Annotated in this window: 2 protein-coding genes; both read left to right on the top strand. The window is 44.6% G+C overall.

The genetic code is table 11. From position 1 onward, the window contains the following. Window positions 1-364: 364 nt before the first annotated feature. On the top strand, window positions 365-1,150 hold the full coding sequence (locus tag KKC1_RS05740; protein WP_088553533.1) for a ClpP family protease: 786 nt from the start codon (window positions 365-367) through the stop codon (window positions 1,148-1,150). Window positions 1,151-1,153: 3 nt separating this feature from the next. Next, window positions 1,154-1,387 carry a YlzJ-like family protein gene (locus KKC1_RS05735; RefSeq protein ID WP_088553532.1) on the top strand — a complete coding sequence of 78 codons (234 nt, stop codon included), beginning with the start codon at window positions 1,154-1,156 and terminating at the stop codon, window positions 1,385-1,387. Window positions 1,388-1,525 lie beyond the last annotated feature (138 nt).

The raw sequence follows: 1,525 nt of genomic DNA, 5'->3' as shown, positions 1-1,525 counted from the left end.
CACGCCTGTATTCCGTCCCTTGAAATGCCTGTCGTTACTGGAATCTTGTTTTTAAACTGTCAAAGATGAGTCATAGAAAATAGCGGATTTAACCAAAGAGGAAATACGGTTAATTTTCAAAAGGGTAGGATTACCTACTTGGGATAAACCTTCCTTTGCATTGAAGGAGGAAGGGCGGGCGGGGATGGATGACGATTGAAAGTCCTTTTCCAGAATGAAAGAGAAGGTAAAATCCGCGTGTAAGAAGCGTATGAAAAAAAGAATTGACAATGACTTGAAGACCGTATTATTTCTGTCTGATTAAGTCATACTATTCTAGAGATAGCAAGATACAAAGCTGATTTATACCTGAGAGGTGATCATAGTGACCGAAGGATTTAATTTTCAGCCGCCACCGGTTCCACCCCAACCCCAGACTCAACCTATTCCTCAAGAACCAGTCCCTCCAGGGAGTCCTCCGAGGAGGGTTCGACGGGCTTCCCGTAAGGTTGACGCCTTGCGGGAGTTGGGCCAGCTTAACATTCCCGGTGTGAGGAGCAATATTCATTGTATAACCGTAGTTGGTCAGATCGAAGGGCATATGGTTCTACCTCCTCAAAATAAAACAACTAAATATGAGCATGTGATACCTCAGTTGGTTGCCATCGAGCAAGACCCGAGCATCGAAGGAACCCTTATCATATTGAACACAGTAGGGGGAGATGTTGAAGCAGGGCTGGCTATCGCTGAAATGATAGTAAGTATGTCAAAACCCACTGTTTCGCTAGTATTAGGTGGTGGGCACAGTATTGGCGTTCCCATTGCCTGTGCGGCAGACTATTCCTTTATTGCTGAAACAGCTACCATGACTGTTCATCCTATCCGATTAACCGGTTTAGTTATAGGAGTGCCCCAGACTTATGAGTATTTGGACAAAATGCAGGACAGGGTGATACGGTTCGTTACAGAACATTCAAATATAAGTGAAGCTAAATTCAGGGAATTAATGTTCCGCACGGGCGAACTGGCGCGGGATATAGGAACAGTTCTAGTAGGAAGAGATGCCGTGAACGTTGGTTTGATCGATGAAGTTGGCGGCGTGGCCCGGGCAGTGACGAAGCTGCAGCAGTTGATAGCGGAACGCAAAACTGAAAATGCGGGGGGGCATTAGACAATGCTGCTTTACACTCCGTTACCCTTGGAGCAAGTGTTGGAAGGATACGATAAGGAACGACGGTTTCAGGAAATAGAATGTCAAGGAGCTAAGATTTTAGTAGAACCTATCGATCTAACCCGAGGTAGAATATTAAGAATTTTTGCCACCGATCCCCGGATGTATCTCAACCCACAATATGAACCGGGAAGTATGGTAGAGTTTGTTCCTTATCCGGAGGAAGCGGGAATATAGGTCGTCAGGCCTTTTTTTGTTTTAGGACCAAATTCATACGGAATCATAATTCGATGTAGAAATATGTAGCAGTAAAATAAATCTAGGTAAAAGCCATAGATTACCATAGCAGCAGGAGAAGACGAAAAAAGGGAGAAC

Source organism: Calderihabitans maritimus (genome assembly GCF_002207765.1).
GTDB classification, from domain to species: Bacteria; Bacillota; KKC1; order Calderihabitantales; family Calderihabitantaceae; genus Calderihabitans; species Calderihabitans maritimus.
This window is presented reverse-complemented; position numbering and strand designations above follow the sequence as displayed.